General features: G+C 68.2%; 25 protein-coding genes and 1 tRNA gene. 10 read left to right on the top strand and 16 right to left on the bottom strand.

What is annotated here, in order from left to right; translation table 11 throughout:
- Positions 1–5: 5 nt before the first annotated feature.
- Genes hemB through B2515_RS07660 form a run of 3 tightly spaced genes read left to right on the top strand, consistent with a single transcriptional unit; the run spans position 6 to position 3,732 of the window.
- A complete protein-coding gene (hemB, locus tag B2515_RS07670; protein WP_293875455.1) occupies positions 6–998 on the top strand; it encodes a porphobilinogen synthase in 993 nt (330 codons plus the stop codon).
- A complete protein-coding gene (locus B2515_RS07665; RefSeq protein ID WP_293875453.1) occupies positions 995–1,531 on the top strand; it encodes a GNAT family N-acetyltransferase in 537 nt (178 codons plus the stop codon). Before hemB ends, B2515_RS07665 begins: the two co-directional genes overlap by 4 nt.
- Positions 1,528–3,732 (top strand): spermidine synthase, encoded by a 2,205-nt coding sequence (locus B2515_RS07660; RefSeq protein ID WP_293875451.1) that lies wholly within the window; start codon positions 1,528–1,530, stop codon positions 3,730–3,732. Before B2515_RS07665 ends, B2515_RS07660 begins: the two co-directional genes overlap by 4 nt.
- On the opposite strand, the gene B2515_RS07655 is transcribed toward B2515_RS07660, so the two are convergent.
- Entirely contained in the window at positions 3,729–4,226 is a 498-nt protein-coding gene (locus B2515_RS07655) for a hypothetical protein (RefSeq protein WP_293875449.1), read from the bottom strand. The genes B2515_RS07660 and B2515_RS07655 overlap by 4 nt on opposite strands.
- 83 nt (positions 4,227–4,309) lie before the next feature.
- On the opposite strand from B2515_RS07655, the gene B2515_RS07650 reads away from it, so the two are divergent.
- Positions 4,310–4,386 (top strand) — tRNA-Arg (locus tag B2515_RS07650).
- 132 nt (positions 4,387–4,518) lie between these two features.
- On the top strand, positions 4,519–5,511 hold the full coding sequence (locus B2515_RS07645) for a bile acid:sodium symporter family protein (RefSeq protein WP_293875447.1): 993 nt from the start codon (positions 4,519–4,521) through the stop codon (positions 5,509–5,511).
- Here the strand turns inward: B2515_RS07645 and B2515_RS07640 are convergent.
- The 10 genes from B2515_RS07640 to B2515_RS07595 are packed head-to-tail and all read right to left on the bottom strand — an operon-like array spanning position 5,501 to position 15,362.
- A complete protein-coding gene (locus B2515_RS07640; protein ID WP_293875445.1) occupies positions 5,501–6,250 on the bottom strand; it encodes a 3'(2'),5'-bisphosphate nucleotidase CysQ in 750 nt (249 codons plus the stop codon). The two genes, B2515_RS07645 and B2515_RS07640, sit on opposite strands and share 11 nt — an antisense overlap.
- Positions 6,247–8,160, bottom strand: coding sequence for a sulfate adenylyltransferase subunit CysN (cysN, locus tag B2515_RS07635; RefSeq protein ID WP_293875443.1), 1,914 nt, complete (start codon positions 8,158–8,160; stop codon positions 6,247–6,249). Before cysN ends, B2515_RS07640 begins: the two co-directional genes overlap by 4 nt.
- Positions 8,160–9,059 (bottom strand): sulfate adenylyltransferase subunit CysD, encoded by a 900-nt coding sequence (gene cysD / locus B2515_RS07630; RefSeq protein ID WP_293875441.1) that lies wholly within the window; start codon positions 9,057–9,059, stop codon positions 8,160–8,162. Before cysD ends, cysN begins: the two co-directional genes overlap by 1 nt.
- Positions 9,060–9,117: 58 nt before the next feature.
- The gene (locus tag B2515_RS07625) at positions 9,118–9,336 is read right to left on the bottom strand and encodes a hypothetical protein (protein WP_293875439.1); all 219 of its coding nucleotides are present in this window, start codon (positions 9,334–9,336) and stop codon (positions 9,118–9,120) included.
- A 53-nt stretch (positions 9,337–9,389) separates the two neighbouring features.
- Positions 9,390–10,652, bottom strand: coding sequence for an N-succinylarginine dihydrolase (locus B2515_RS07620; RefSeq protein WP_293875437.1), 1,263 nt, complete (start codon positions 10,650–10,652; stop codon positions 9,390–9,392).
- A 5-nt stretch (positions 10,653–10,657) separates the two neighbouring features.
- Entirely contained in the window at positions 10,658–11,674 is a 1,017-nt protein-coding gene (locus tag B2515_RS07615) for an arginine N-succinyltransferase (protein WP_293875435.1), read from the bottom strand.
- Positions 11,671–12,879, bottom strand: a complete 1,209-nt coding sequence (locus B2515_RS07610; RefSeq protein ID WP_293875433.1) for a hydrolase — start codon at positions 12,877–12,879, stop codon at positions 11,671–11,673. Before B2515_RS07610 ends, B2515_RS07615 begins: the two co-directional genes overlap by 4 nt.
- A 46-nt stretch (positions 12,880–12,925) precedes the next feature.
- Positions 12,926–13,852 (bottom strand): DUF481 domain-containing protein, encoded by a 927-nt coding sequence (locus B2515_RS07605; RefSeq protein WP_414711375.1) that lies wholly within the window; start codon positions 13,850–13,852, stop codon positions 12,926–12,928.
- Positions 13,853–13,899: 47 nt separating this feature from the next.
- The gene (locus B2515_RS07600; protein ID WP_293875431.1) at positions 13,900–14,385 is read right to left on the bottom strand and encodes an RNA pyrophosphohydrolase; all 486 of its coding nucleotides are present in this window, start codon (positions 14,383–14,385) and stop codon (positions 13,900–13,902) included.
- Entirely contained in the window at positions 14,382–15,362 is a 981-nt protein-coding gene (locus tag B2515_RS07595) for an alpha/beta hydrolase (protein WP_293875429.1), read from the bottom strand. Before B2515_RS07595 ends, B2515_RS07600 begins: the two co-directional genes overlap by 4 nt.
- Before the next feature lie 57 nt (positions 15,363–15,419).
- Between B2515_RS07595 and B2515_RS07590 the strand changes: the two genes are divergently transcribed.
- Complete coding sequence (locus tag B2515_RS07590; protein WP_293875427.1) at positions 15,420–16,325, top strand: histone deacetylase family protein; 906 nt, start codon at positions 15,420–15,422, stop codon at positions 16,323–16,325.
- Positions 16,326–16,382: 57 nt separating this feature from the next.
- Positions 16,383–17,573, top strand: coding sequence for an SAM-dependent methyltransferase (locus B2515_RS07585; RefSeq protein ID WP_293875425.1), 1,191 nt, complete (start codon positions 16,383–16,385; stop codon positions 17,571–17,573).
- An 18-nt stretch (positions 17,574–17,591) separates the two neighbouring features.
- On the opposite strand, the gene B2515_RS07580 is transcribed toward B2515_RS07585, so the two are convergent.
- Together B2515_RS07580 and purF are read right to left on the bottom strand one after the other, a co-directional pair.
- On the bottom strand, positions 17,592–18,299 hold the full coding sequence (locus tag B2515_RS07580) for an SDR family NAD(P)-dependent oxidoreductase (protein ID WP_293875423.1): 708 nt from the start codon (positions 18,297–18,299) through the stop codon (positions 17,592–17,594).
- A 10-nt stretch (positions 18,300–18,309) separates the two neighbouring features.
- Positions 18,310–19,767: an amidophosphoribosyltransferase gene (purF, locus tag B2515_RS07575; RefSeq protein WP_293875421.1), complete on the bottom strand. Its 1,458-nt coding sequence runs from the start codon at positions 19,765–19,767 to the stop codon at positions 18,310–18,312.
- Between the two features lie 129 nt (positions 19,768–19,896).
- On the opposite strand from purF, the gene B2515_RS07570 reads away from it, so the two are divergent.
- Positions 19,897–20,148, top strand: coding sequence for a DUF7218 family protein (locus B2515_RS07570; protein ID WP_293875419.1), 252 nt, complete (start codon positions 19,897–19,899; stop codon positions 20,146–20,148).
- Between the two features lie 93 nt (positions 20,149–20,241).
- Here the strand turns inward: B2515_RS07570 and B2515_RS07565 are convergent, their stop codons facing one another.
- The 3 genes from B2515_RS07565 to B2515_RS07555 are packed head-to-tail and all read right to left on the bottom strand — an operon-like array spanning position 20,242 to position 23,716.
- Positions 20,242–21,498: a cell wall hydrolase gene (locus B2515_RS07565; RefSeq protein ID WP_293875417.1), complete on the bottom strand. Its 1,257-nt coding sequence runs from the start codon at positions 21,496–21,498 to the stop codon at positions 20,242–20,244.
- Positions 21,499–21,524: 26 nt separating this feature from the next.
- Positions 21,525–22,445, bottom strand: a complete 921-nt coding sequence (gene cysK, locus B2515_RS07560; protein WP_293875415.1) for a cysteine synthase A — start codon at positions 22,443–22,445, stop codon at positions 21,525–21,527.
- Entirely contained in the window at positions 22,442–23,716 is a 1,275-nt protein-coding gene (locus B2515_RS07555) for an MFS transporter (protein WP_293875413.1), read from the bottom strand. The genes cysK and B2515_RS07555 overlap by 4 nt, the downstream gene beginning before the upstream one ends.
- 199 nt (positions 23,717–23,915) lie before the next feature.
- On the opposite strand from B2515_RS07555, the gene pdhA reads away from it, so the two are divergent.
- Entirely contained in the window at positions 23,916–24,956 is a 1,041-nt protein-coding gene (gene pdhA / locus B2515_RS07550; protein WP_293875828.1) for a pyruvate dehydrogenase (acetyl-transferring) E1 component subunit alpha, read from the top strand.
- A gap of 1 nt (position 24,957) precedes the next feature.
- Positions 24,958–25,679, top strand: a 722-nt coding sequence (locus tag B2515_RS07545; RefSeq protein WP_293875827.1) for a biotin/lipoyl-containing protein, incomplete at its 3' end; no start/stop codon positions are given.

Here is a 25,679-nt window from a genome sequence, read left to right as displayed (position 1 = left end):
ACGTCATGACCGCTGCCTATCCCGCGCTGCGCCTGCGCCGCACCCGCGCCTCCGCCTGGAGCCGCCGGATGCATGCCGAAACCGTGCTGACGCCGGCGGACCTCATCTGGCCGCTGTTCATCGTCGAGGGCGAGGGCGTGGAACAACCGATCGCCAGCCTGCCCGGCGTATCGCGCTGGTCGGTCGACCAGATCGTCGCCCGGGCCAGGGAGGCGCGCGACCTCGGGATCCCGTGCGTCGCGCTATTCCCGTACACACCGGCGCACCTCAGGACCGAGGACGGACGCGAGGCGCTCAATCCCGACAATCTGATGTGCCGGGCGACGCGCGCGATCAAGGATGCGGTGCCGGAGGTCGGCGTGCTGACCGACGTCGCGCTCGACCCCTATACCAGCCACGGCCATGACGGTCTGGTCGATGCGGCGGGCTATGTCGTCAACGACACGACCGCGGACCTGCTGATCCATCAGGCGGTCAACCAGGCGCGCGCGGGCGCCGACGTCATCGCGCCGTCCGACATGATGGACGGCCGCATCGGCATGATCCGCGCCGCGCTGGAAGGCGAGGGCGCGCATAACGTCCAGATCATGAGCTATGCGGCGAAGTACGCGAGCGGCTTCTACGGCCCGTTCCGCGATGCGGTCGGCAGCCGGGGGCTGCTCAAGGGCGACAAGAAGACCTATCAGATGGACGCCGCCAACTCCGAGGAGGCGCTGCGCGAGGTTGCGCTCGATCTGGCCGAAGGCGCGGACAGCGTCATGGTCAAACCGGGGCTGCCCTATCTCGACATCATCCTGCGGGTGAAGCAGCGGTTCGAAGTGCCGGTGTTCGCCTACCAGGTGTCCGGCGAGTACGCGATGCTGGAGGCATCGGTCGCGGCGGGCGCCGGCGAGCGCGACGCGCTGGTGCTCGAAACGCTGATGGCGTTCAAGCGCGCCGGCTGTTCGGGCGTGCTCACCTATCATGCGGCGCATGCGGCGCGACTGCTGAACGCATGATCGCGACCGCGCGCCTGATCCTGCGGCCGTGGCGCGATGCCGATCGCGCGCCGTTCGCCACGATCAACCGCGATCCGGCGGTGACGCGGTGGCTCGGCGGCCCGAAGGACGCTGCGGACAGCGATGCGATGATCGAGCGCCAGCGGGCGATGCAGGCCGATCGGGGCCATTGCTTCTGGGCAGTCGAACGTCGCGACGACAGTCGGCTGATCGGCTTCTGCGGGCTGCGGATCGGCGGTCACGCCGGCACCCCCGTGCATGACGAGCTGGAGATCGGCTGGCGCTTCGCGGCGGATTGCTGGGGGCAGGGCTATGCCCGCGAGGCGGCCGAGGCGTGCATCGCCTGGGGATTTGCCAACACGGATCGTAACCGGATCGTCGCCTGGACCGTTCCCGGCAATGCGCCGTCTTGGGGCCTGATGCTGCGGCTGGGCATGACCCCGCGGCCACAGCTCGATTTCGATCACCCGCAATTCGCCAGCGATCATCCGCTCTGCCGCCATGTCGTCTATGCGATCGACCGCGCCGGATGAGCGCGACGATGTCGACCCGTGCCTGCCGGATCACGTTCGTCGGCACGATCCTGACGGGATCGTTCCTGCTGTTCCTCGTCCAGCCGATGGTCGCGCGGATGGCGTTGCCGCGGCTGGGCGGGGCGCCGGCGGTGTGGAATTCGGCGATGCTGGTCTACCAGACGCTGCTGCTCGGCGGATACGCCTATGCCCATGCGCTGGCGCGGATACGGCCGTGGGTGCAGGCGGCGGTGCATCTCGGCGTGCTGCTGCTCGGCGTGATCTGGTTGCCGATCGGGCTCGCGCTCGGCGACGGGCCGCCGGCGGTGACCCCGGCGCTGTGGGTGCCGTGGCTGTTTGGCGCGTCGATCGGGCCGCTGTTCTTCGCGGTGTCGGCGCAGGCACCCCTGGTGCAACGCTGGTTCAGCATCGCCAGCCGCGGCGGCGATCCCTATGCGCTCTATGCTGCGTCCAACCTCGGCAGTTTCGGCGGGCTGATCGCTTACCCCCTGCTGGTCGAGCCGCTGCTGCCGCTGCGCCAGCAGAGCTGGCTGTGGACCGGCGGCTATGTCCTGCTGATCGCGCTCGTCGCGCTGTGTGCGCTGCGCCTGCCCCGCGCCGCGACCGGCGAAACCGCGCGGCCGACCAGCGTGCCGGCGACGCGCGCCCGGGTGCTGCACTGGATCGCGCTCGCGCTGGTGCCGTCCGGGCTGATGCTGGCGACCTCGACCTATATCACCACCGATATCGTCGCGATGCCGCTGCTGTGGGTGCTGCCGCTCGGCCTGTACCTGCTCAGCTTCACCATCGCTTTCGCCGCCAATCGCGAGATCGCCGACCTGCTGACGCGGATCGCGCCGATCACCATCCTGCTGTTCGGCGGGATCATGATCGGCGGCGTCAGCCAGATGCCGATCGCCAACCTCGGCATCGCGCTCATCCTGCTGTTCATGGTGTCGGTCGCGCTGCACACCCGGATGTACCGGCTGCGGCCCGATCCCGACCGGCTGACCGGATTCTATCTGGCGATGGCGTTCGGCGGTGCGCTGGGTGGGGTGTTCGCAGGGCTGGTCGCACCGGTGGTGTTCGACTGGACCTATGAATATCCGATCCTGATCTTCGCGGCGGGGCTGCTCGTGCCGCAGGTCTATCTGACCGCCGGTATCCGCCGGCTGTGGATGACGCCGTCGCGGCGGCGGAGCGCGCAGGGCGTGATCGTCGCGGTGCTGCTGCTGTTCGCCGGCCTGACCTTTTGGGGGCCGGCGGAGATGTTCGGCGACGGTCATCAGGGGCTGACCTTCATCGCCATCGCGGCGATCGGGATCGTCTCGGTCGGTGCGCGCTGGACCTATGCGCTGATCCTCGCGGTGACGCTGGTGATCTTCGGCGGCTGGCGTGCGGTCGAGCTGTCGCTGGAAACGGGCGCGCGGACGCGGAGCTATTTCGGCGTCTACACCATTCGCGACCGCACCGGCGTACGCGAGCTCGACCATGGCACCACCGTCCATGGCATCCAGTTCACCGGCAATCCGGTGCTCGAACGGCTGCCGACCACCTATTATGCGCCACCGTCGGGCATCGGTCAGGCGATGGGGGCGCTCGACCGGCTGTACGGCCGCGGCGCCCGGGTCGGCGTCGTCGGGCTGGGGACGGGGACGCTCGCCTGCTATGCGCAGCCGGGGCAGCACTGGCGCTTCTACGAGATCGACCCGGCGGTGATCCGCATCGCGCGCGACACCGGCCAGTTCACCTATCTCAAGAACTGCCTGCCCGATCCGGTCATCCGGATCGGCGACGCCCGCCTCAGTATCGAGCGCGATGCCCCCGCGAGCCTCGACCTGCTGACGCTCGACGCCTTTTCGTCCGACGCGATCCCGATGCACCTGATGACCCGGGAGGCGTTCGCGGCCTATGCATGGGTGCTGCAGCCGCGCGGGCTGCTGCTGGTGCATATCTCCAACCGCTTCCTCGATCTGGAGCCGGTCGTGGCGGCGCTCGCCGCGGACGGTGGCTGGCAGGCGACGAAGCTCTACTACCAGCCGCCGAAATATACCGCGGTCGCCTCGGCGAGCCAGTGGATCGCGGTATCGCGCGATCCGGCGACGCTCGCGGCATTGACGGCCGGCGACCCGCAATGGGCGGCGCTGACCCGCCGGGCGGGGCTGGAGGCGTGGACCGACGATTATTCGACGATCCTGCCGCTGCTGAAGTGGAAACCCTAGGCGGCGGGGAGCGCGGCCTGCAGCCGGTCGATCGTCGTGCTTTGCCGCTGCGTCTCGGCGGCGATCCGGTCGTGCAGGGCGGCGAGCGACGGATAGGGGGGCAGGAGCTGCGCGGCGCGGTCGCTGGCGAGTCCGTCGGCATCGGTCAACAGCGACGACGTCTGCGCCCGCCAGTCGTCGAGCTGCGCCAGCGCGGTTTGCGCATCGAGCCATGCATCGCTACCGACCGGCTTGCCGCGCGCGCGTGCACCCGCAGTCTCCGCCTTGGCGGCGTCGGCGGTGAACCCGGTGGTCGTGCCGTCCAGCGACCGGCCAAGCGCGACGATCCGTGCGTCGAGCGCCGGATCGGGCTTGGCTTCGACGATCGGCACCTCGGGTTCGGCGAAGCCAAGTTGCTCGACCGCGCGCGGGGCGAGCGAGGGATAGGCCGTCGTGTCGCGCGTGCACCCGGCGAGCGAGAGGGCGACGAGGGCGAGCGCGGCGGCGGTTTTCATGCATATGCGTCTATGGGAGCCAAGAAAATGACGCAACGCACTTGCGCCTTCCCAAGCGTCTGCTATCAGCGCGCCTCCGATGTGCGCCCGTAGCTCAGCTGGATAGAGCATCAGACTACGAATCTGAGGGTCGGACGTTCGAATCGTTCCGGGCGCACCAGGAATTCCCCCGCTTCAAGCCTTTCGCTTGGCGGGGGTTTTCGTATCCGGCTTACGCGGCGCGCAAGCGGTCCGACGATTTTTGCACGGGCGACGGGGTGGCATCGCCGGTTGGGCACGTTAGACCATCGCCATGATCCGACGCATCCTCTCCTTCTTCGAACCCTTCATCCTGATGCTGCTCGGCACGGTGGTGCTCGCCAGTCTGTTGCCGGCGCGGGGCCAATGGGCGGTGATCGCCGGCTATGCCGCCGACATCGGCATCGTCCTGTTGTTCTTTCTCCACGGCGCCAAGCTGTCGCGCGCGGCGATCTGGGAGGGCGCACGCAACTGGCGGCTGCATGCGGCGGTGTTCGCGACGACCTTCGTCGTCTTTCCGCTGCTCGGCATCGCCTTGTCCAACATGCCGGGGCTGGCCGCGCCGGTCGCGTCTGGGCTGCTGTTCCTGACATTGCTGCCGTCGACCGTGCAATCCTCGATTGCCTTCACCGCCATCGCCCGCGGCAACGTCGCCGCGGCGGTGTGCAGCGCATCCTTCTCCAACCTCATCGGTATCATCCTCACCCCCGCTCTCGTCGCGCTGCTGATGCAAGGGGTCGGCGGGCAGGGGGGCGGCATCTCGCTGTCGGCGGTCGAATCGATCGTGCTGCAACTACTGGTGCCGTTCGTTGCAGGACACCTGCTACGGCCGTGGATCGGCGGTTTCGTGGCACGGCAGAAGACCTTGCTGACCTTCGTCGATCGCGGTTCGATCCTGCTGGTCGTCTACACCGCCTTCGGCGCGGCGGTGGTCGAGGGCCTGTGGTCCCGCGTATCGGGGTTCGACCTCGCGCTCATCTCGATCGTCTGCACGCTGCTGCTCGGGATCGTGCTGGCGATGACGTGGTTTGCCGGGCGCGCGCTCGGCTTCACCCGCGAGGATGCGATCGTGCTGCTGTTCTGCGGGTCGAAGAAGAGCCTCGCTTCGGGCGTGCCGATGGCTGGCGTGCTGTTCCCGGCGGCGCAGGTCGGTGCGGTGCTTCTGCCGGTGATGCTGTTCCACCAGATCCAGCTGATCGCCTGCGCGGTGATCGCCCGCCGCTATGCCGATGCGGCGAGCGTCGCCGAGGGCGAGGCTATCGCGTAGCGGCGATCGCGGCGAGGACCTGTTCCGCCAGCTCGGGGCGGCAGATCAGCAGGTCGGGCAGCAGCGGGTTGGCGCAATTGTAGACAAGCGGGCTGCCGTCGATCCGCGAGGCGTGGAGGCCGGCGGCGAGCGCCACCGCAGCCGGCGCGCAATTGTCCCATTCATACTGGCCGCCGTCGTGCAGGTAGATGTCGGCGCGGCCGTCGACCACCGCCATCGCCTTGACCCCGGCCGATCCCATGCCGACCCGCGTCGTCGCCAGCGCCACCCCGACGCGCTCCACCATGTCGGTCGCGCGGGTGCGGCTCACCACCATCCGCGGCGGCACCGCGCAGGCACGCGTACCGCAGGCAGCATCGGCCGTCGTGTAGATCCGCCCGGTCGTCGGCACCGCGACCGCGCCCACCGCCGGCCGGCCGCCGATCGCCAGCCCGATGTGGACCGCCCAATCGTCCAGCCCCTCGGCATAGTCGCGCGTGCCGTCGAGGGGATCGACGATCCACACCCGTTGCGCCGCGCAGCGGGCGGTGTCGTCGATCGATTCCTCGGACAGGATGAAATCGTCCGGCCGGGCGGCGCGCAGGCGGTCGAGGATCAGCGCGTTCGCCTCGCGGTCGCCAGCGTCGCCCAGCGCCTTGCCCTGCTCGGTGCCGCGGTCGCGGATCGCGAGCAGCAGCGCACCGGCTTCCTGCGCGACGGCACGCGCCAGATCGACGTCGCTCTGCTCAAGGGCGGTCACAGTTCGAAACTCCACACGCCAAGCACATGCTCGACGATCCGTTCGGCCGCAGCTTCGGCGGTTTCGGACCGCGTGTCGATGCGGATCTCGGGCCGCTCCGGCGCTTCATACGGACTGGAGATGCCCGTGAAATGCGCGATCTGGCCGGCGCGTGCCTTGGCATACAGGCCCTTCACGTCGCGCGCCTCCGCCGCCTCGATCGGCGTATCGACGAAGATTTCGACGAATTCGCCCGCGGGCATCAGGCCGCGTACCATGTCGCGCTCGGCACGGAATGGCGAGATGAAGGCAGTCAGTACGATCAGCCCGGCATCGGTCATCAGCCGCGCGACCTCGCCGACGCGGCGGATATTCTCGATCCTGTCGGCGTCGCTGAAACCCAGGTCCCGGTTGAGGCCGTGACGCACGTTGTCGCCGTCGAGCAGGAAGCTGTGCCGGCCGAGCGCGTGCAGCTTCTTTTCGACCAGATTGGCGATCGTCGACTTGCCCGAGCCCGACAGGCCAGTGAACCAGAGCAGGCGGGGCGACTGACCCTTCTGCCGCGCATGCGCCTCCCGCGTGATGTCGACCGATTGCCAATGGACGTTCTGCGCGCGCCGCAGCGCGTGGTGGATCATGCCCGCCGCGACGGTGGCATTGGTCTCGCGGTCGATCAGGATGAAGCCGCCGAGTTCGTGGCTGTCGGCATAGGGCGCGAACACCAGCGGTGCGTCGGTATAGACCTCCGCGACACCGATGTCGTTCAGCGCCAGCGTCTTGGCGGACAGATGCGCCTGCGTGTTGACGTCGACGACATGGCTTGGCGGCTGGACGGTCGCGCCGACCGTGCGCGCGCCGAGCTTCAGCCAATAGCCGCGGCCCGGCACCAGCGCGGTGTCTGCTAGCCAGACGATCGTCGCCTCGAACTGGTTGGCGGCCTCGGGCGGGGCATCGGCGGCCGCGATCACATCGCCGCGCGAACAATCGACCTCGTCGGCAAGCACCAGCGTCACCGCCTCGCCCGCCACGGCGCCATCGCGGTCGCCGTCCAGCGTGACGATCCGCGCGACCGTCGTCGTCCTGCCGGACGGGACGATGCGCACCGTATCGCCGACGCGGACCTGCCCGCCGGCGATCGTGCCGGCGAAACCGCGGAAATCGAGGTCGGGGCGGTTAACCCATTGCACCGGCAGCCGGAACGGCCCCGCCGCGGCGCGATCGGTATCGACCGGGATCGTCTCCAGATGCGGCAGCAGCGCTGGGCCGTCATACCAGGGCATCGCGTCCGACCGCGTCGTAACGTTCGCACCGCTCAGGCCCGACAGCGGGATGGCGGTGAAGGCGGCGATGCCGATGCTGGCGGCGAAATCGGCATAATCGTCGACGATCGCATCGAACGTCGCCTGATCGTGCCCGACCAGATCCATCTTGTTCACCGCCAGCACGATCTGGCGGATGCCGATCAGGTGCGCGAGGAACGAATGGCGCCGCGTCTGCGTCAGCACGCCCTTGCGCGCGTCGATCAGGATCACCGCGCAATCGGCGGTCGAGGCGCCGGTAATCATGTTGCGGGTATATTGTTCGTGGCCGGGGGTATCGGCGACGATGAACTTGCGCCGGTCGGTCGCGAAGAAGCGATAGGCGACGTCGATCGTGATGCCCTGTTCGCGCTCGGCGGCAAGGCCGTCGACCAGCAGCGCGAAGTCGATATTCTGGCCCTGCGTGCCGACGCGGCGGCTGTCCGCTTCCAGCGCGGCAAGCTGGTCCTCGAAGATCGTCTTCGAATCGTACAGCAGGCGGCCGATCAGCGTCGACTTGCCGTCGTCCACCGACCCGCAGGTGATGAAGCGCAGCATCGTCTTGTGTGCATGCGTATCGAGATAGGCGTGGATATCCTCGGCGATCAGCGCATCTGGAGTGTAGGCGGTCATCAGAAATAGCCCTCGCGCTTCTTCTTCTCCATGCTCGCCGCCTGATCGTGATCGATCGCGCGGCCCTGCCGCTCGCTGGTGGTGGTCAGCAGCATCTCCTGGATGATCGCGGGCAGCGTCGCCGCCTCGCTCTCGACCGCGCCGGTGAGCGGGTAGCAGCCGAGCGTGCGGAAGCGGATCGAGCGTTCCACCGGCACCTCGCCCGGATGGAGTCGGAAGCGGTCGTCGTCGACCATCAGCAGCATACCGTCGCGCTCGACCGTCGGCCGTGGCGCGGCGAAGTAAAGCGGGACGATCTCGATCCCCTCGGCAAGGATATATTGCCAGATGTCGAGCTCGGTCCAGTTGGAGATCGGAAAGACGCGGATGCTCTCGCCGCGGTGGATGCGGGCGTTGTAGAGGTTCCACAATTCGGGGCGCTGCGCCTTGGGATCCCAGCTCTGGCTTGCCGAACGGAACGAGAAGATGCGTTCCTTTGCCCGGCTCTTCTCCTCGTCGCGGCGGGCGCCGCCGAAGGCGACGTCATAGCCGCCCGCCTTCAGCGCCTGCTTCAACCCCTCGGTCTTCCACAGGTCGGTGTGGCGGCCGCCATGATCGAACGGGTTGATCCCCGCGGCCACCGCGTCCGGGTTCTTGTGGACGATCAGGTCCATGCCGGCGTCCGCCGCCGCCTTGTCGCGCAGGTCGTACATCGCGCGGAATTTCCACGTCGTATCGACATGGAGCAGCGGGAAGGGCGGCCTGGCGGGAAAGAAGGCCTTCTTGGCGAGGTGCAGCATCACCGCCGAATCCTTGCCGACGGAATAGAGCATCACCGGGCGTTCCGCCTCGGCGACGACTTCGCGCAAAATGTGAATGCTCTCGGCCTCAAGCCGCTGCAAATGGGTCAACCCGGTCATGACGTTGCAGATAAGCACCCCGACGGGGGATGCGACGAACTTATCCTTGGGGGCGCTTCTAGTCTTCCTGCCGCCGCTCGACCGCGTCGAGCAGCACGCCGCCGACCATGAACACCGCGACCGGGCAGCAGGCGAAGAGCAGCCAGCCGCCGACGCCGGGATATTGCTGGAGGTAATGCACGCCGCGTTCCACCGCGCCGAGACCGAGGCCGTAGATGATGAGGAAGGCCTCGAACTTGGTCTTGATGGTGAAGAGGCGCTTGATCCGGGTCCACATACGCAAAAGTTAAGCAAGCTGTGGACCAGTGGCGGAAAACCGCCATTCCCCGGTTACCCGACGTGGTTAACTGTCAGGTAATCCGACAGATCGAGCGCCTCCAGCAGGTGGGCATGCGCCGTCTCGATGGCGCGGACCAGCGCCGGATCGCCGAGGGCGGCCGGATCGATCGTCTCGGGCCACGATTGCCGCACCACCGCGCCGATAGCATCGAGCCGTGCCGCGTCGACGAGGAAGCGCCGATCGATCGTCGCGGGGTCGGCGACGACGCGCAGGCGCAGGCAGGCGGGGCCGCCGCCGTTCGCCATCGACTGGGTGACGTCGACCGTTTCGACCCGACGGATCGGCCCGTTGCCGGCGAGATGCCGTTGCAGCCAGCCCCAGACCGCGGCGTTGGCGCGCGCTTCGGTGGGGACGATCAGCGTCGGTCCGGCCGCGGTCGACACCAGTTGCGCGTTGAACAGATAGGAGGCGATGGCATCGGCGAGGCTGACTGCGCTCGCCGGCACCTCGACGATCTCGACCTCGGGCAGCAGCCGGACGAGGTCGGCATAAAACCCTGCCTTGTCGGCAAAGGCCTGTTCGTGCGCGAACAGCACGCGTTCGTTGGCGACCGCGACGACGTCGTTATGGAACGCGCCCGCGGCGATGGCGTCCGCGGATTGCTGGACGAACAGGGTGCGGGCCGGATCGAGCCGATGCGCGCGGGCGATCGCCTCGCTCGACTGCGGGTGCTGGCGGGCAGGGAACGGCCCGCCGGGAAGGGTGTAGACGAACACCTCCACTCCTGGGGCATCGTGCGAGGCGGCGAGCCGCATGTGGTTGGCCGCCCCCTCGTCACCGAACGGCGCTGGCACCGGGCCGTGGACCGCGAAGGCGTCGTCGGCGAAGGCGGTGCGCAATTGCGCCAGCGTCTCCGGCCATTCGTGGCTGCGGTGCGGCATCGTCATCAGATTGGCGACAGAGAGATGGCAGCGCCCGTCCGCGGTATCCGGCGCAGGCGAGACGGTCGCGGCATTCGCCGCCCACATCGCCGAGGCCGACATCGCCTGCGCTCGCAGCAACGGCGGTGCCTCGGCGTGCGTCGTGGCGAGCGCCGCGAGCCAGCGATGGTCGGGCCGGCGGTGCGGCAAGAGGATCCCCTGCACCAGCCCGAGCGCCAGATTGGCCCGCATCTTGTCGAGCCCCTGCAGCGCCGCGGCGCGCGGCTGCGACACACGGCCGGCATGCGCGGTCGCAGCCAGATTGCCCGCCGACAGGCCGGCATAGTTGTGACTCGGCCCGACGATCCCGTCGAAATTGATCTCGGTCAGCATGGCCGTCACCAGCGCGGCACGTGGAGGACGACGTCGTCCTCGGCCACCGCCAGCGTGTCGGCGCAGCCGCGCGAGAGGACGATGCCGTCACCTACTTCCCGCACCAGCCCGAAAGCGCAGCGAAAATCGCCGAGCCGCCCCACCGCCACCAGCGATTCGCTGCCGCCGTCGTCATCGATCGCGACGATAGTTTGTTCGCGCGCCTCGGTGATCGACCGCACCTGATCGGTGCGCGCAGTCATCGTCGGGCCGCCATCGAAGATGTCGACATAATGTTCGTAGTGGAACCCCTCATTCTCCAGCATCCGCATCGCTGCGCGGCCGCTGGGGTGGGGCAGGCCGATCGCGGATCGCGCCGCTTCGGACAGCATCGCGGTATAGATCGGGTGCTTGGGCATCAGGTCGGCGATGAACTGGTGGCCGTTGGTCGCATTGAACTGGTCGGCGTCCTGGAAATTCATCCCGAAGAAGCGCCCGGCGAGGCCGTCCCAGAACGGCGATCCCCCCGCCTCGTCGATGATCCCGCGTAATTCGGCGAGGATGCGGTCGGCGAAGCGCGCGCGATGCGCGCGGATAAACAGATAGCGGCTACGCGCCAGCAGCAGGCCGAGCCCGCCAGCACGCTCGCCGGGGTGCAGGAACAGCCCGCCGACTTCGCACGCCCCCTCCAGATCGGTGGTGAGCGCCAGCATCTCGGCGCGAAAGGTGCGCGCCAGCTCCCTGCTGTGCTGGGTCAGCGTGCCGAGGCGATAGGAGTAGAAGGGATGCTGCTGCCCGACCTGCGTGAACAGCTGGCAGGTGCCGCGGACCTCGCCCGTCGCGGCGTTTTCCAGCATCAGCACGAACAGTTCGTCCGTCACCGGCCCGTCGGCACGCGCGAAGGCGGCGCCGCTGCGGTCGAGCTTGGCGGCGAGCGCCTTGCGATCGGGCGGTAGATTGGTGAAGCCACCGCCGGTCAACTTCGCCATTTCGTAGAGGTGCTGGAGGTCGCCGGCACGCGCGGCCCTGATGCGGAATGTCATGGCCGTCCTTTGGCTGCGATGCGGCTGATGGTGAGCGCCGACAGCGTGGCGCGTTCGGCGAGGCTTGCGACGATCATATATTCGTCGGGCGAATGGATCGCGCCGCCGCGCACCCCCATCGTGTCGACTACCGGTACGCCCGCGGCGGCGATATTGTTGCCGTCGCAGACCCCGCCGGTTGCGCGCCAGCCGATGGCAAGGCCGAGGTCGGCCCCCGCGTCGGCGACCAGCCCGAACAATCGCTCCGCGCCGGCGTCGATCGGTTTGGGCGGGCGGTTGAAGCCGCCATGAACGGTGATGGCGACGTCGTGCGCGGCGGCGATCGCGGCGACGGCGTCGTCGATCGCCGCCCGCGCCTGTGCGATCGCGGCGGCGGCGACCGGGCGGAAGTTGATGCGCAGGATCGCCAGATCGGGCACGACATTGTTGGGACCGCCGCCGTCGATCCGTGCCGGATTGACCGCGAGTCCGGGGCCACGCGCATCGGCGAGCCGCACCGCAAGTGCCGCCGCGGCGACGATCGCGTTGCGGCCGTCGTCGGGGTTGCGCCCGGCATGCGCGCTGCGGCCACGCACGACGATCGAGAAATTGCCGGTGCCGCCCCGCGCGCCCGCCAGCGTCCCATCGGCGAGCGCGGGTTCGTAGGTGAGCGCCGCCACCTTGCCCGCTGCGGCGCGTGCGAGCAGCCCGGCGGACGACAGCGAACCGGTCTCCTCGTCGGCATTGATGACGACCTCATAGCCCAACTGCTTGGCGGCCGGCGACGCCTCGATCGCGGTCAGCGCCGCCAGCATCACCGCGAGGCCGCCCTTCATGTCGGCGGTGCCGGGTCCGTTGATCGTGCCGTCGTCGCGGGTGGTCAGCGTTTGGAACGGGTGATCGACGGGGTAGACCGTGTCCATATGGCCAGTGAACAGCATTTGCACTGGCGCCTGCGGTCGCACCGCCAGATGCAGGTGGCGGCCGTGCTCCAGCGTCGTGACGCTGCCGTCCGCACCCACCGCCGGCACCGGTTCCGCCTCGACCAGAGTGATCGTGCCGGGCAGGGGGGAGAAGGCGTCGCCGAGCAGGGTCGCCATCCGCGCGACACCGGCAAGGTTGCGCGTGCCGCTGTTCACCGCTGCCCAGGTTTCGACCTTACGCAGCATCGCCGCCTGGTCGATGCGGTCGACGAGCGCGCATTCGTTCGTGGGTAATCCTCTCATTGCGCCGATGCTAGACGAAGCAGCGGGCAGGGGGAACCGCCAGTCCCTAGAAGCTGTAGACCAGCGAGGCACGACTGGTGGTGTCGGTCGACACCGATCCCGCCGGCGGCATGCTTTCATACTGGACGTTGTAGGACAGCGCTGCAGAGAGCGGCCCGATCAGCTTGGCGTTGACCGCGGTGGTGCCGCTGAGCGTCGAGTTCGAGCTCTGCACATAGGCCGCGGCATTCTGCGTCACCGACAGGCCGGGCAGCAGCTTCCAATTGAACGCCAGCGTGCCGCGTGCGGCGACGTTGCTCTGTTCGGTCTGGTCGGTGAAGGCGGTCTGGCGGAAGGCGGGGCCGAGTTCGACGTCTAGGCGGATCGCCGGCGACTTGATCGCGCTATAGCCGACCCCTGCCGATGCCGAGTAACGGTTGAAATAGCCGAGGAACCGGTCCGCCTCATATTGCGCCGCCCCATAGACGTAGAGACGGTCGTCGATCTTGTAATTGGGTTCGTAGCTGGCGAGGTAATGTTCGCGCGTCGTGATGTTGGCGTTTTCCTGATAATCCGCCTGCGCATGGAATTTGTGGCGCCATTGCAGACCCTCGCGCGTCAGGTCGAGCACCGCCGAGCCGCCCTTGCTGTCGGTATTGCCGGTGGTGATGTATCCGCCCAGTTCGGCGCGACCGCTCCACAGGTCGAACATGCTCGCCTGCCGGATCGTCGTCTGCCGCGCCTGCGCCCGGTCGTTACGCCATTTCTGTGCGATGGCGAGCACCGCATCGGCGCTCGCCGGGTCGGCGAGGCGCGCGTATTTCACCACTACCGAGACGTCGCCGTCGTTGCCACTGTCGATCGCGGCGTCGAGCATGGAACGGATCGCCGCGGGGATCGGCACCCGGCTCTCGTCGGGCGCGTCGTCGGCGGCAGCGGCAACCGACGGGAACGAGGCCAGCAGGACGGCGATCAGGGGGAGGAGAGCACGCACACCCAAGGCTCTACCGCGTGCGGTTACTCAGGAAACCCCAAAACGTCTCAGGTCGTTTCGTCTGCGGCGAGATGAGGCGCGAATGCGGCGAGCACGTCCTCGTACAGGGCACGCTTGAACGGCACGATCATCGCCGGCAGGTCGGCCGGATCGCTCCATCGCCATGCGCGGAATTCCCGATGCGCGGTGTCGATATCCACGTCGCTGTCCTCGCCGAGGAAGCGGAACAGGAACCAGCGCTGGCGCTGGCCGCGCCATCTGCCCTTCCATACCTTGCCGATCATATCCTCGGGCAGGTCGTAGAACAATTCGTCGGGGGCCTCGGCGATCAATTCGACATGATCGGGCGCGACGCCGGTTTCCTCGCCCAGTTCGCGGATCGCGGCGGTATAGGCGTCTTCGCCGGGATCGATCCCCCCCTGTGGCATCTGCCAGGCCTCCAGCGTCGAATCGATCCGCTGGCCGACGAACACCTGACCCGCGCGGTTGACCAGCATGACGCCTGCGCAGGGGCGATAGGGCAGGTCGCTCATGCCCCCGCCGCCTGCGCCATAACGCGCGCGCCCTCAGCCTCTCCGATCGCGTCCTTCAGCGCGGCCAGATAGGCGGCGACGTCGCCCGCACTGGAGGGGATTGCCTTGCGCAGGGTGACGAAGCCATGGACGTTGCCCACGGCCTCGCGGAACGTCACCGGCACGCCGGCCTGCACCAGTGCGGCGGCGTAGGCGCGTCCCTGATCGCGGATCGGATCGAGGCTGGCGGTGACGATCACCGCGGGGGGCAGCCCCTCCAGCCGGCCGATCAGCGGCGATCCGCGGCTGTTCGCCACATCGGCGGCATAAGCGTCCGAGAACCACAGCATCGTGTCGCGGGTGAGCAGGAAGCCGTCGGCGAACTCGTCGAACGAGGGATAGGGTTTCGACGTGTCGGCGGCGGGATAGATCGGCGCCTGTACGATCACCGGCACCGCGGCGGGCTGGTCGCGCAGGTCCATCGCTGCGACGATCGTCAGCGTGCCGCCGGCGCTGTCGCCGCACAGCACCAGCCCGGTAACGCTGCGGCCGAGCTCTGCGGGGCTGTCCGCCACCCAGCGCGCCGCCGCCTCGCAATCGTCTGGCGCCGCAGGCCAGCGATCCTCCGGGGCGAGCCGATAGTCGACCGAGACGACGGGCAGGTCGAGCACGCGCGCCATCTCCGCGCAGAGGCTCGCATGCGTGTCGATATTGCCGATGACGAAGCCGCCGCCGTGATAGAAGACCATCGCCGGTCCCGGCTCGCGACGCTCGCGCGCGTCGAACAGGCGGGCGGGGATCACGCCGGCGGGGCCGGGGATCGACAGGTCGCGGATCACCGCCAGATCGCCCAGCGGCACATCGGCGACGTCTTTCATCGCATGATACACCTGCCGCGCCGCCTCCGGCGTCATCTGATGCGTGCGCGGCCCGGGCATCGCATTGAGATAGTCGAGAAATCCGCGGACGTCGGGGCGGACGTAGGGCGTATCGGTCATGCGGTTCTCTCTCCAGTGGCGCTTGGGTGGCGCCGGTTGCGACCCTAATTAGGTGGCGTGATCGCGATCGTCCATCATCCCGCCTATGTCGCGCCCGCCCCGGCACGCTCCACCTATCGCTGGAACAAGAACGGCCTGATCCGCGACCTTTTGATCGCACAGGGCGACCGGGTGGCGTGGCATACATCCGAACCGATGCCAGCGGCGTGGCTGGAGGCGGTGCACGACGCCGATTACGTCGCCGAGGTGCTGGAGGCGCGCGTGCCTGCGCCCAAGACGCGGCGGATCGGCTTTCCGGTGACGCCGGAGGTGGCGGCGCGCGCGCAGGCGGTGCCGGGAGGGACGTGGCTGGCGGCGCGGCTGGCGCTGGAGCATGGTTTCGCCGCGAACACCGCGGGCGGCAGCCACCATGCGCTCAGCGACACCGGCGCGGGCTATTGCGTCTTCAACGACCTCGCCGTCGCGGCCGTGCGCCTGATCGAGGAGGGGACGGTCGATCGGCTGGTGGTGGTCGATTGCGACGTCCATCAGGGTGACGGCACCGCCGCGCTGCTCGCCGGCCGGCCGGGAATCGCGACCTATTCGATCCATGCCGAAAAGAACTTTCCGGCGCGGAAGGCGCATTCGACGCTGGACGTGCCGCTGGCGGACGGGCTGGGCGACGACGCCTATTGCGCGGTGCTGGCCGAGACGCTTGCACCGTTCCTTACCGAGCACCGGCCGCAGCTGATCCTGTATCAGGCGGGGGTCGATCCCTTTGCCGGCGACCGGCTCGGACGGCTGTCGCTGAGCCTCGACGGGCTGGCCCGGCGCGAACGGCTGATCGCGCGGCTGGCCGCGGGGGTGCCGCTCGCGAGCACGGTCGGCGGCGGCTATGGCGACGATGCGCTGGAGATCGCGCATCGCCATGTCGCCGCGATCCTGACGCTGGGCGAAGCGTTCGCGGCCGCACGGGCGCGCTGACGCGGGCGCGCTTGGCCCTTCCCCAATCCGCCAAGCTGCGGCATGAGCGCGCCCGACATGCCCCGGGACACAGTACAGCAACGCGCGCTCGCCCCCGTCTTCCACCGCTTCCTCGACCGGATCGACGCCGGGCTGGCGACCGGGGGGATCGAGGCGCGCCTGCCCGACGGCACCCACCGTCTGCTCGGCGGGCGGAAACCCGGGCCGGTGCCGATCGTCACGCTGCATCGCTGGCGTGCGCTGGTCAGGCTGGCAACCGGCGGGTCGGTCGGCTGGTATCGCGCCTGGGCCGCCGGTGACTGGTCGAGCCCTGACCCGGTGCCGCTGTTCGACCTGTTCATGCGCAACCGCGTCGCGCTTGCCGGGACCGCGCGGGCGGGCGGGCTGTCGAAACTGCTGCTGCGCGGCTGGCATGCGCTGCGCCGCAACGACCGCGACGGATCGCGCCGCAACATCGCCGAGCATTACGACCTGGGCAACGATTTCTACCGCGCATGGCTGGACCCGAGCCTGACCTATTCGAGCGGGATCTTCGAGTCCTGCGATACGCTCGCCACGGCGCAGGCGCGCAAGCTCGCCGCGGTCCTCGACCGGACCGGGACGGAGCCGGGCGACACGATCCTGGAGATCGGCTGCGGCTGGGGCTCGTTCGCCGCCGCGGCATCGGCGGGGGGGCGCAAGGTCCATGCGCTGACGCTGTCGACCGAGCAGAAGGCGGCGGTCGACGCCATGGCGCTGCCCGGCGTCACGGTGGCGCTGACCGATTATCGCGACGTCGCCGGGACGTTCGATGCGATCGCGAGCATCGAGATGGTCGAGGCGGTCGGCCAGGCCTATTGGCCGGTCTATTGCGACACGCTGGCGCGGCTGCTGAAGCCCGGCGGGCGTGCCGCGATCCAATATATCAGCATCGCCGACGACGTCTTCGAACGCTATGCACAGGGCGTCGACTTCATCCAGCGCTACGTCTTTCCGGGCGGCATGCTGCTGTCCGAGAGCCGGTTCCGTGCCTTGTGCGAGGCAAGCGGGCTGGCATGGACCGACCATCACAGCTTCGGCCTCGATTATGCGCAGACGTTGCGTCATTGGCGCGAGCGCTTCGACAATGCCGACAAGGCCGGGCAATTGCCCGCGCGGCTGGATGCGCGGTTCCGCGATCTGTGGCGCTATTACCTGATGTATTGCGAAGGGGGTTTTCGCGGTCGCGGTATCGACGTCGCGCAGGTGACGTTGGTCCGGCAGGGCTGAGCCGCCGGACCCGCGCCGTCAGCCCACCCGCTCGCGATGTCCGGCGCTGAACCCGGCGATCGCCAGCGCGACGATCCGCTCCGCGACCGTCTCGGGCGGCTTGACCGACGCCGGGTCCTCGCCCGGATAGGCACGCGCGCGCATCTTGGTCCGCGTCGCGCCCGGATCGAGGATCGCGGTGCGGATGCCGCTGATGTCGCTCGTCTCGTCGCCATAGGCACCGAGGATCGTCTCGAACGCCGCCTTGGAGGCGCCATAGGCACCCCAATAGGCGCGCGCGTTGCGGCCGACGCTGGAGGTGACGCCGATCACCTTCGCCGCCGGGGCCTTGCGCAGCATCGCGTCAAACGCCTGGATCATCGCGACCTGCGCGCTGACGTTGAGCGTCAGCACCTGCGCCAGCTCCTTGGGGTCGATCGCCGGCACCGCGGCGAGGCTGCCGAGCATGCCGGCGTTGAGCACCAGCACGTCGAGCGCCTGCCAGCGTTCGCCGACCGCCGAGGCCAGCCGCGCGATGCTGTCGGTCTGCGTCAGGTCGAGCGGCGCGATCGTCGCCGATCCGCCGGCGTCGAAGATCGTCTCCTCGACCGCCTCCAGATCCTTGGCGGTGCGGGCGGTGAGCACGACATGCGCGCCCGCCGCGCCCAGAGCGATGGCGGTGGCGGCGCCGATGCCGCGGCTCGCGCCGGTCACCAGCGCGAGTTGGTTTGCAAGAGGCTTGGTCATCGGTTGTGCGTCAGTTGACCCGCTCGGCGAGCATCGCGAACTGGTCGACGGTGACGCTGTCGTCCTGGTCGGTCAGCGAGGTCGGATAGTCGCCGGTGAAGCAGGCGTCGCAATATTTCGGCCGGATGTCCGCGCGCTTCGCCTCGCCCAGCGCCTTGTACAGGCCGTCGATCGAGACGAACGACAGGCTGTCGGCGTGAATGAAGTCGGTCATGCCGCCGACGTCGTGCTTGGCGGCGAGCAGCTTGGCGCGTTCGGGCGTGTCGACGCCGTAGAAGCAGCTGTGCCGGGTCGGCGGGCTGGCGATGCGCATATGCACCTCGGCCGCACCGGCATCGCGCATCATCTGCACGATCTTGAGGCTGGTGGTGCCCCGCACGATCGAATCGTCGACCAGCACGACCCGCTTGCCCTTGATGAGCGCGCGGTTGGCATTGTGCTTCAGCTTGACGCCCAGATGACGGACCTTGTCGCCCGGCTGAATGAAGGTGCGGCCGACGTAATGCGAGCGGATGATGCCGAGTTCGAACGGAATGCCCGATTGCTGGGCGTAGCCGATCGCGGCGGGGACGCCCGAATCGGGCACCGGGATGACGAGGTCGGCCTCGACCGGCGATTCGATCGCGAGCTGCGCGCCGATTTCCTTGCGGACGGTATAGACCGACTGGTCGCCCGCGATCGAATCGGGGCGGCTGAAATAGACCCATTCGAAGATGCACGGCCGCGGCGCCATCGGCGCGAACGGGCGAATCGAGCGGACTTCCCCGTTCTGGACGATGACCAGCTCGCCCGGTTCGACCTGCCGTTCGAAGGTCGCGCCGCAGACATCGAGCGCCACGGTTTCGGAGGCGAAGATCACCGCGCCGTCCAGCCTGCCCATCACCAGCGGCCGGATGCCGAGCGGATCGCGGCAGGCGATCATGCCTTCGGGCGTCATCACGACGAGGCTGTAGGCACCCTCGATCTGCTTCAGCGCATCGATGAAACGGTCGAGCAGCGTGCGATAGTTGGACGTCGCGACGAGGTGGATGATCGTCTCGGTATCGCTGGTCGACTGGAAGATCGAACCGCGCCGGATCAGCTCGCGACGCAGCTTCATCGCGTTGGAAATGTTGCCGTTATGCGCGACTGCAAAGCCGCCGCTGGCCAGTTCGGCATAGAGCGGCTGGACGTTGCGCAGCGCGGTTTCGCCGGTGGTCGAATAGCGGACGTGGCCGACCGCCGATTCGCCCGGCAGCGCGCGGATCACGTCGTCACGATCGAAATTGCCGGCGACATGCCCCATCGCGCGATGGGTGTGGAAATGATGGCCGTCGAAGCTGCTGATGCCGGCGGCCTCCTGCCCCCGGTGCTGCAGGGCGTGCAGGCCGAGCGCGACGAGGGCCGCAGCGCTGTCGCTGCCGGATACGCCGAACACGCCGCACTCCTCGTGCAGTTTGTCGTCGTCGAAGGGATGTGTGGTCAGCATGGTGGCGGGGGCTCACTTCGTGCGGGTGGCCATATAGAAACGCATTCCGCGTTTGTCGCCTGCTTGTAACACGGAAAAACGAACCGTTTTGCGATTGCCGCGTTCTGGGCGCCGACGAGGAGAGGTCGCATGGCGAAGGATCACGGCGCGCAGATCAAGGACGACGCGCTTTACGACGAACTGCGCAAACAGGGGGCATCGAAGGAAAAGGCGGCGCGGATCGCCAATGCGAAGGCAAACGGCCCGCTCGCCCATCGCGGCGACCGGCTCGAGGAGCGGACCAAGGCCGAGCTGTTGAAGGAGGCGCGCGACATCGGGATCGCGGGGCGATCGACGATGGACAAGGCGGCGCTGGCGAAGGCTATCCGTGGTCATCGGTGACGGTCCGCCGCCCGGTCATCGATAGGCTTCATCCGCTTCGGACCTCCCTCTCCTTTCGTGGGGAGGGGGAGGCCAGTTACGCGGTAACGACGCCTATTTGGCCGGCGGGGTCGGTGCTGGAGCGGGGGCCGGCTCCGTCTTGCGTCGCACGCCGCCGAGCACCTCCGTGTCCCGCGCCGCGGGCGGTGCGGTCAGCAGCACCTGCTGCTTCATGCACTCGCGCCGGTCGACACGCTTCGCCTGCGCGCAATTCCACAGCATCTTGTCGATCCCCGCGTCGCGGTCGCGATAATAACTAAACGTCATCGTCGCGACCTGTTCGGCGGAGAGCGGCAGGCTGGTCGGCGTCGCCGCGGCATCGGACCAGGCGGAGAATTTGCAGACCTTGCGCGACGCGCAGGCATGGGTGGCGATCAGCGGATAGATGCCGGGCAGCGCGTTGGCGGGCAGGGTGACGAGCAGGCTGTCCGGGTCCGCCGCGCCGCCGGTGACCGGTGCCGCTTCGGGCGGGGCAGGCTCACCGTCGAGCAGGCCGAGCGCGGCCGATGCCTCGAACAGCGCCGCATCGGCATCCGCCATCGCGACCGCGGTCTTGTGCGCGTCCGACAGCGGCGCGAGCTGCGCGATCACCGGCTCGGACGAGCTGACCGTGCGGTTGAACGCCGGCGGGGTGCCCCACCAGCCGGTCCAGCGGAAGAACAGATGGCTGTGCACCGCGACGACCTTGTCGAGGCTCGCCTGCCAATAGGGCACGACCCAATCGGTATGGTAATGCGTCGCATAGCCGACCGGACGGTAGACCGAACCGTTGAGCGCTAGTGTCGCGACGTCGCGCGCGCGGCGCCAGGCGTCGCCGGTGGGCGTCCAGCGGGTCAGCGCATGGTCGCAGCTGAAGCTGAACTGACAGCCCGTGCTGCGTTCCTCGCCCTCGAAGATCACGCCGCAGACGGTCTTGGGAAAGGCGGGGTGGCGCAACCGGTTGAGCACGACCTGCGCGACCGCGCGTTCACCCTCGCTGTCGTCGCCCGCTTCATACAACACGCCCGCCGCCATGCAGTCGAGCGCGCGGGCACGATCCTCCTCGCTGCCGGCGAAGCGGAACGGCCGCGCCGGCGGGTTGGGCAGGGTCGAGAACGGCACGCCGGCGTTGAACGCCTTGGCATCCTCCGGCGACAGGTCGACGAATTCCACCGGCTCGACCGGCGGCAGCTCGGCCGCCGGGACGACGCGGCGCGGCAGGACGAGGCGCTTGTGCGCCGGGACGGGCATCGCGGGCGGATGGGTGACGATCAGCGCCGGAACGGCGACCGCCACGAGGGCCGTCGCCGTCAGCACGGCACGCAGCCACATCGGACTGCGCGCTTCGGGGGAGATGCTCACTGTTCGGGCAGGAAGTCCGGGACCGACAGATAGCGTTCGCCGGTGTCGTAGTTGAAGCCGAGCACACGGACGCCGTCGGGCAGGTCGGGCAGCTTCTGCAAGATCGCCGCCAGCGTCGCGCCGGACGAGATGCCGACCAGCATGCCCTCTTCCGCCGCGGAACGGCGCGCCATGTCCTTGGCAACTGCGGCGTCGACCTCGATCACGCCGTCGAGAGCCTGGGTGTGGAGGTTGCGCGGGATGAAGCCGGCGCCGATGCCCTGGATCGGGTGCGGGCCGGGCTGGCCGCCGGCGATGACGGGCGAGGCGGCGGGTTCGACCGCGAAGACCTTGAGGTCCGGCCAGTGCTTCTTCAGCGCCTCGGCGACGCCGGTGATATGGCCGCCGGTGCCGACACCGGTGATGATGACGTCGATCGGCGTGTCGCGGAAGTCGTTGAGGATCTCCTGCGCCGTCGTCCGGACATGCACGTCGATGTTCGCGCCATTCTCGAACTGCTGCGGCATCCATGCGCCGGGCGTCTGGTGAACCAGCTCGAGCGCACGCTCGATCGCGCCCTTCATGCCCTTCTCCCGCGGCGTCAGATCGAAGGTCGCGCCATAGGCCAGCATCAGCCGGCGGCGTTCCAGCGACATCGATTCGGGCATGACGAGGACGAGCTTGTAGCCCTTGACCGCGGCGACCATCGCGAGGCCGACGCCGGTGTTGCCGCTGGTCGGTTCGATGATCGTGCCGCCGGGTTTGAGGTCGCCGTTCGCCTCCGCCGCCTCGATCATCGCCAGCGCGATGCGATCCTTGATCGAGCCGCCGGGGTTGGAGCGTTCGGATTTGATCCACACTTCGGAATCGGGAAACAGCTTGGACACGCGGACGTGCGGCGTGTTGCCGATCGTTTCCAGGATGGTTCTGGCCTTCATGGCTTGGCTTCTCCGTGTTGGGGTTCGACCTGTAACATGTCGGGGGGATCGAAGGTCCGCGCCCGTTTGAGCTCGGGGAACAGACGCGCCCATAGCAGGGTGACGCAGATCGCCGCCACGCCGCCGAACGCGACCGCGCCGACCGGACCGAGCAGCGAGGCGAGCAGGCCGCTTTCCGCCTCGCCGAGCTCGTTCGAGGCCGAGATGGTCAGCTGCGACACCGCGCTGACCCGGCCGCGCATCGCGTCGGGGGTATGGAGCTGGATCAGCGACTGGCGGACGTAGACCGACACCATGTCCGCGCCGCCCGCGACGATCAGCGCCGCGACGCTAAGCGGGAAGGACGTCGACACGCCGAAGGTCAGGATCGCCAGCGCGAAGACGATCACCGCGACCAGCATCTTGACGCCGACGTTGGAATTCATCGGCCGGAACGAGAACCACACCGCGGTTACCGCCGCGCCGATGCCCATGCCGGCGGCGAGCAGCCCCAGCCCCTGCGCGCCGACATGCAGGATGTCGCGGGCGTAGATCGGCAGCAGCGCGGTCGCGCCCGCCAGCAGCACGACGAACAGGTCGAGCGTGATCGCCGCCAGCACCAGCCGGTTGTTGGCGACATAATGGAAGCCGTCGAGGATGCGGGCGAGCGGCCGGCGATCCTTCTGCGCCGGCGGCTGCGGCACCGGGCCGATCGTGAACATCGTGACGAGCGCGAGGACGAACAGGCCGGTGATCGTGGCATAGGCGACGTCGGGGTGGATCGCGTAGAGCAGGCCGCCGACGCTTGGCCCGGCGATCGATCCGACCTGCCACGCGATCGAGGAGATCGCGATCGCGGTCGGCAGGCTCTCGCGCGGCACCAGATTGGGGGCGAGCGCCGAATAGGCGGGGCCCGTGAAGGCGCGGGCGATGCCGATCAGCACCGCCGCCCCGAACAGGAAGGGCAGCGAAAGGTCGCCGAGATAGGTCAGCACGCCGAGCATCGCCGCGACAAGCCCGATCAGCGCCGTCGTCGCACGGACGATCCAGCGCCGGTCGACGCTATCCGCGACCAGTCCGGTGATCGGGGTCAGCAGGAACAGCGGCACGAACTGCGCCGCGCCGATCATCCCCAGCATGAAGGCCGATCCGCGCACGTCCATCGTCTCGCGCGCCAGGCCATAGACCTGCCAGCCGATGACGATAGCGAGCGCGGTCTGCGCAATCGTGCCGGACAGCCGCGACAGCCAGTAGCTGCGGAAATTGGCGATACGGAACGGATGGGTGGCCATGTCGCGCGAAGCTTTGGCGCGGGAGCGGGGGAAGGGCAACATAGTTGGTCTATCCATGGCCGATGATCCGTGCGGTTCCGCCGCGGACGTGTCCCGCCCGGAAACGCTACGTCACAGCCAACGTGCGCCAGGGAATTGATGTTCTGGCGGAACCCGGCCTATAGGCTGCGTCACATCCCCAGGACCGTTGAGGTATTACGTGGCCAAATCGCCTGCTCCTCCCGCCGTACCGCTCAGCAATCGCGAGCGTCCCGCCGATCCCAAGCCGTTCGAGGCGACCAAGGAGCAGTTGCTCGACTTCTACAAGCACATGCTCCTCATCCGCCGTTTCGAGGAGAAGGCGGGCCAATTGTACGGGCTCGGTTTCATTGGCGGCTTCTGCCACCTCTATATCGGCCAGGAAGCGGTCGCGGTCGGCCTGCAGTCGGCGCTGGACGGCGACAAGGATTCGGTCATCACCGGATATCGCGACCATGGCCACATGCTCGCCTATGGCATCGATCCCAAGGTCATCATGGCCGAACTGACCGGCCGGGCCGCGGGCATCAGCCGCGGCAAGGGCGGGTCGATGCACATGTTCTCGACCGAACATAAGTTCTACGGCGGCCACGGCATCGTCGGCGCGCAGGTCAGCCTCGGCACCGGCCTCGCCTTCGGTCACAAGTACAGCAACGACGGCGGCGTCTGCCTCGCCTATTTCGGCGATGGCGCGGCCAACCAGGGCCAGGTCTACGAGAGCTTCAACATGGCGGAGCTGTGGAAGCTCCCGATCATCTTCGTGATCGAGAACAACCAGTACGCCATGGGCACCTCGGTCAATCGCGCCTCGGCCGAGGACCAGCTGTATCGCCGCGGCGAAAGCTTCCGCATCCCCGGCATCCAGGTCGACGGCATGGACGTGCTCGCCTGCCGCGGTGCCGCCGAGGAGGCGCTCGCCTGGGTCCGCGCCGGCAAGGGGCCGGTCATCCTCGAGATGAAGACCTATCGCTATCGCGGCCATTCCATGTCCGACCCCGCCAAGTACCGCAGCCGCGAAGAGGTGCAGGGGGTTCGCGACAAGTCCGACCCGATCGAGCACGTCAAGAAGCTGCTGGAAGCCGAGGGCGTCACCGAGGCCGATCTCAAGTCCATCGAACAGGAAATTCGCAAAACCGTGAACGAAGCCGCCGATTTCGCCGAAGGCACGCCCGAGCCAGACGAGGCCGAGCTGTATACCGACGTGCTGGTGGAGAGCTACTGAGATGGCGATCGAGATCAAGATGCCCGCGCTGTCCCCCACCATGGAGGAAGGCACGCTCGCCAAGTGGCTCGTGAAGGAAGGCGATACCGTCAAGTCCGGCGACATCATGGCCGAGATCGAGACGGACAAGGCGACGATGGAGTTCGAAGCCGTCGATGAAGGCACGATCGGCAAGATCGTCATCGCCGAGGGCACCGACAACGTGAAGGTCGGCGACGTCATCGCCGTGCTGATCGAGGAGGGCGAAAGCGCCGATGCCGCGACGTCGGCACCGGCGGCGACCAAGGACGACAGCCCGAAGTCGGACGCCAAGGCGGACGAGCAGAAGCCCACCGATGCGGTCGAGGATTCGGCGCATCCGGCGCAGGAGAAGGTCGAGACCGGTGCGCGCCAGCTGTTCGACGCCGCGAAGAACGACGGCGTCCAGGACCCGGCGATCCCCGAGGGCACCGAGATGGTGAAGACTACCGTTCGCGAAGCGCTGCGCGATGCGATGGCGGAGGAGATGCGCAAGGACGACCGCGTCTTCGTGATGGGCGAGGAAGTCGCGCAGTATCAGGGCGCCTACAAGGTGACGCAGGGGCTGCTCGACGAGTTCGGCGACCGCCGCGTGATCGATACGCCGATCACCGAATATGGCTTTGCCGGCGTCGGCACCGGTGCGGCGATGGGCGGCCTGAAGCCGATCATCGAATTCATGACGTTCAACTTCGCCATGCAGGC

Origin of the sequence: Sphingomonas sp. UBA978 (genome assembly GCF_002292295.1) — a bacterium.
GTDB lineage: Bacteria > Pseudomonadota > Alphaproteobacteria > Sphingomonadales > Sphingomonadaceae > Sphingomonas.
The sequence above is the reverse complement of the archived record's forward strand: the minus strand, read 5'-3'. Positions and strand labels throughout refer to the sequence as shown.

Coding starts and splice junctions, on each gene's coding strand:
- hemB (WP_293875455.1), top strand. CDS start 6: ATGACCGCTGCCTATCCCGCGCTGCGCCTGCGCCGCACCCGCGCCTCC.
- B2515_RS07665 (WP_293875453.1), top strand. CDS start 995: ATGATCGCGACCGCGCGCCTGATCCTGCGGCCGTGGCGCGATGCCGAT.
- B2515_RS07660 (WP_293875451.1), top strand. CDS start 1,528: ATGAGCGCGACGATGTCGACCCGTGCCTGCCGGATCACGTTCGTCGGC.
- B2515_RS07655 (WP_293875449.1), bottom strand. CDS start 4,226: ATGAAAACCGCCGCCGCGCTCGCCCTCGTCGCCCTCTCGCTCGCCGGG.
- B2515_RS07645 (WP_293875447.1), top strand. CDS start 4,519: ATGATCCGACGCATCCTCTCCTTCTTCGAACCCTTCATCCTGATGCTG.
- cysN (WP_293875443.1), bottom strand. CDS start 8,160: ATGACCGCCTACACTCCAGATGCGCTGATCGCCGAGGATATCCACGCC.
- cysD (WP_293875441.1), bottom strand. CDS start 9,059: ATGACCGGGTTGACCCATTTGCAGCGGCTTGAGGCCGAGAGCATTCAC.
- B2515_RS07625 (WP_293875439.1), bottom strand. CDS start 9,336: ATGTGGACCCGGATCAAGCGCCTCTTCACCATCAAGACCAAGTTCGAG.
- B2515_RS07620 (WP_293875437.1), bottom strand. CDS start 10,652: ATGCTGACCGAGATCAATTTCGACGGGATCGTCGGGCCGAGTCACAAC.
- B2515_RS07615 (WP_293875435.1), bottom strand. CDS start 11,674: ATGACATTCCGCATCAGGGCCGCGCGTGCCGGCGACCTCCAGCACCTC.
- B2515_RS07610 (WP_293875433.1), bottom strand. CDS start 12,879: ATGAGAGGATTACCCACGAACGAATGCGCGCTCGTCGACCGCATCGAC.
- B2515_RS07600 (WP_293875431.1), bottom strand. CDS start 14,385: ATGAGCGACCTGCCCTATCGCCCCTGCGCAGGCGTCATGCTGGTCAAC.
- B2515_RS07595 (WP_293875429.1), bottom strand. CDS start 15,362: ATGACCGATACGCCCTACGTCCGCCCCGACGTCCGCGGATTTCTCGAC.
- B2515_RS07585 (WP_293875425.1), top strand. CDS start 16,383: ATGCCCCGGGACACAGTACAGCAACGCGCGCTCGCCCCCGTCTTCCAC.
- B2515_RS07580 (WP_293875423.1), bottom strand. CDS start 18,299: ATGACCAAGCCTCTTGCAAACCAACTCGCGCTGGTGACCGGCGCGAGC.
- purF (WP_293875421.1), bottom strand. CDS start 19,767: ATGCTGACCACACATCCCTTCGACGACGACAAACTGCACGAGGAGTGC.
- B2515_RS07570 (WP_293875419.1), top strand. CDS start 19,897: ATGGCGAAGGATCACGGCGCGCAGATCAAGGACGACGCGCTTTACGAC.
- B2515_RS07565 (WP_293875417.1), bottom strand. CDS start 21,498: ATGTGGCTGCGTGCCGTGCTGACGGCGACGGCCCTCGTGGCGGTCGCC.
- cysK (WP_293875415.1), bottom strand. CDS start 22,445: ATGAAGGCCAGAACCATCCTGGAAACGATCGGCAACACGCCGCACGTC.
- B2515_RS07555 (WP_293875413.1), bottom strand. CDS start 23,716: ATGGCCACCCATCCGTTCCGTATCGCCAATTTCCGCAGCTACTGGCTG.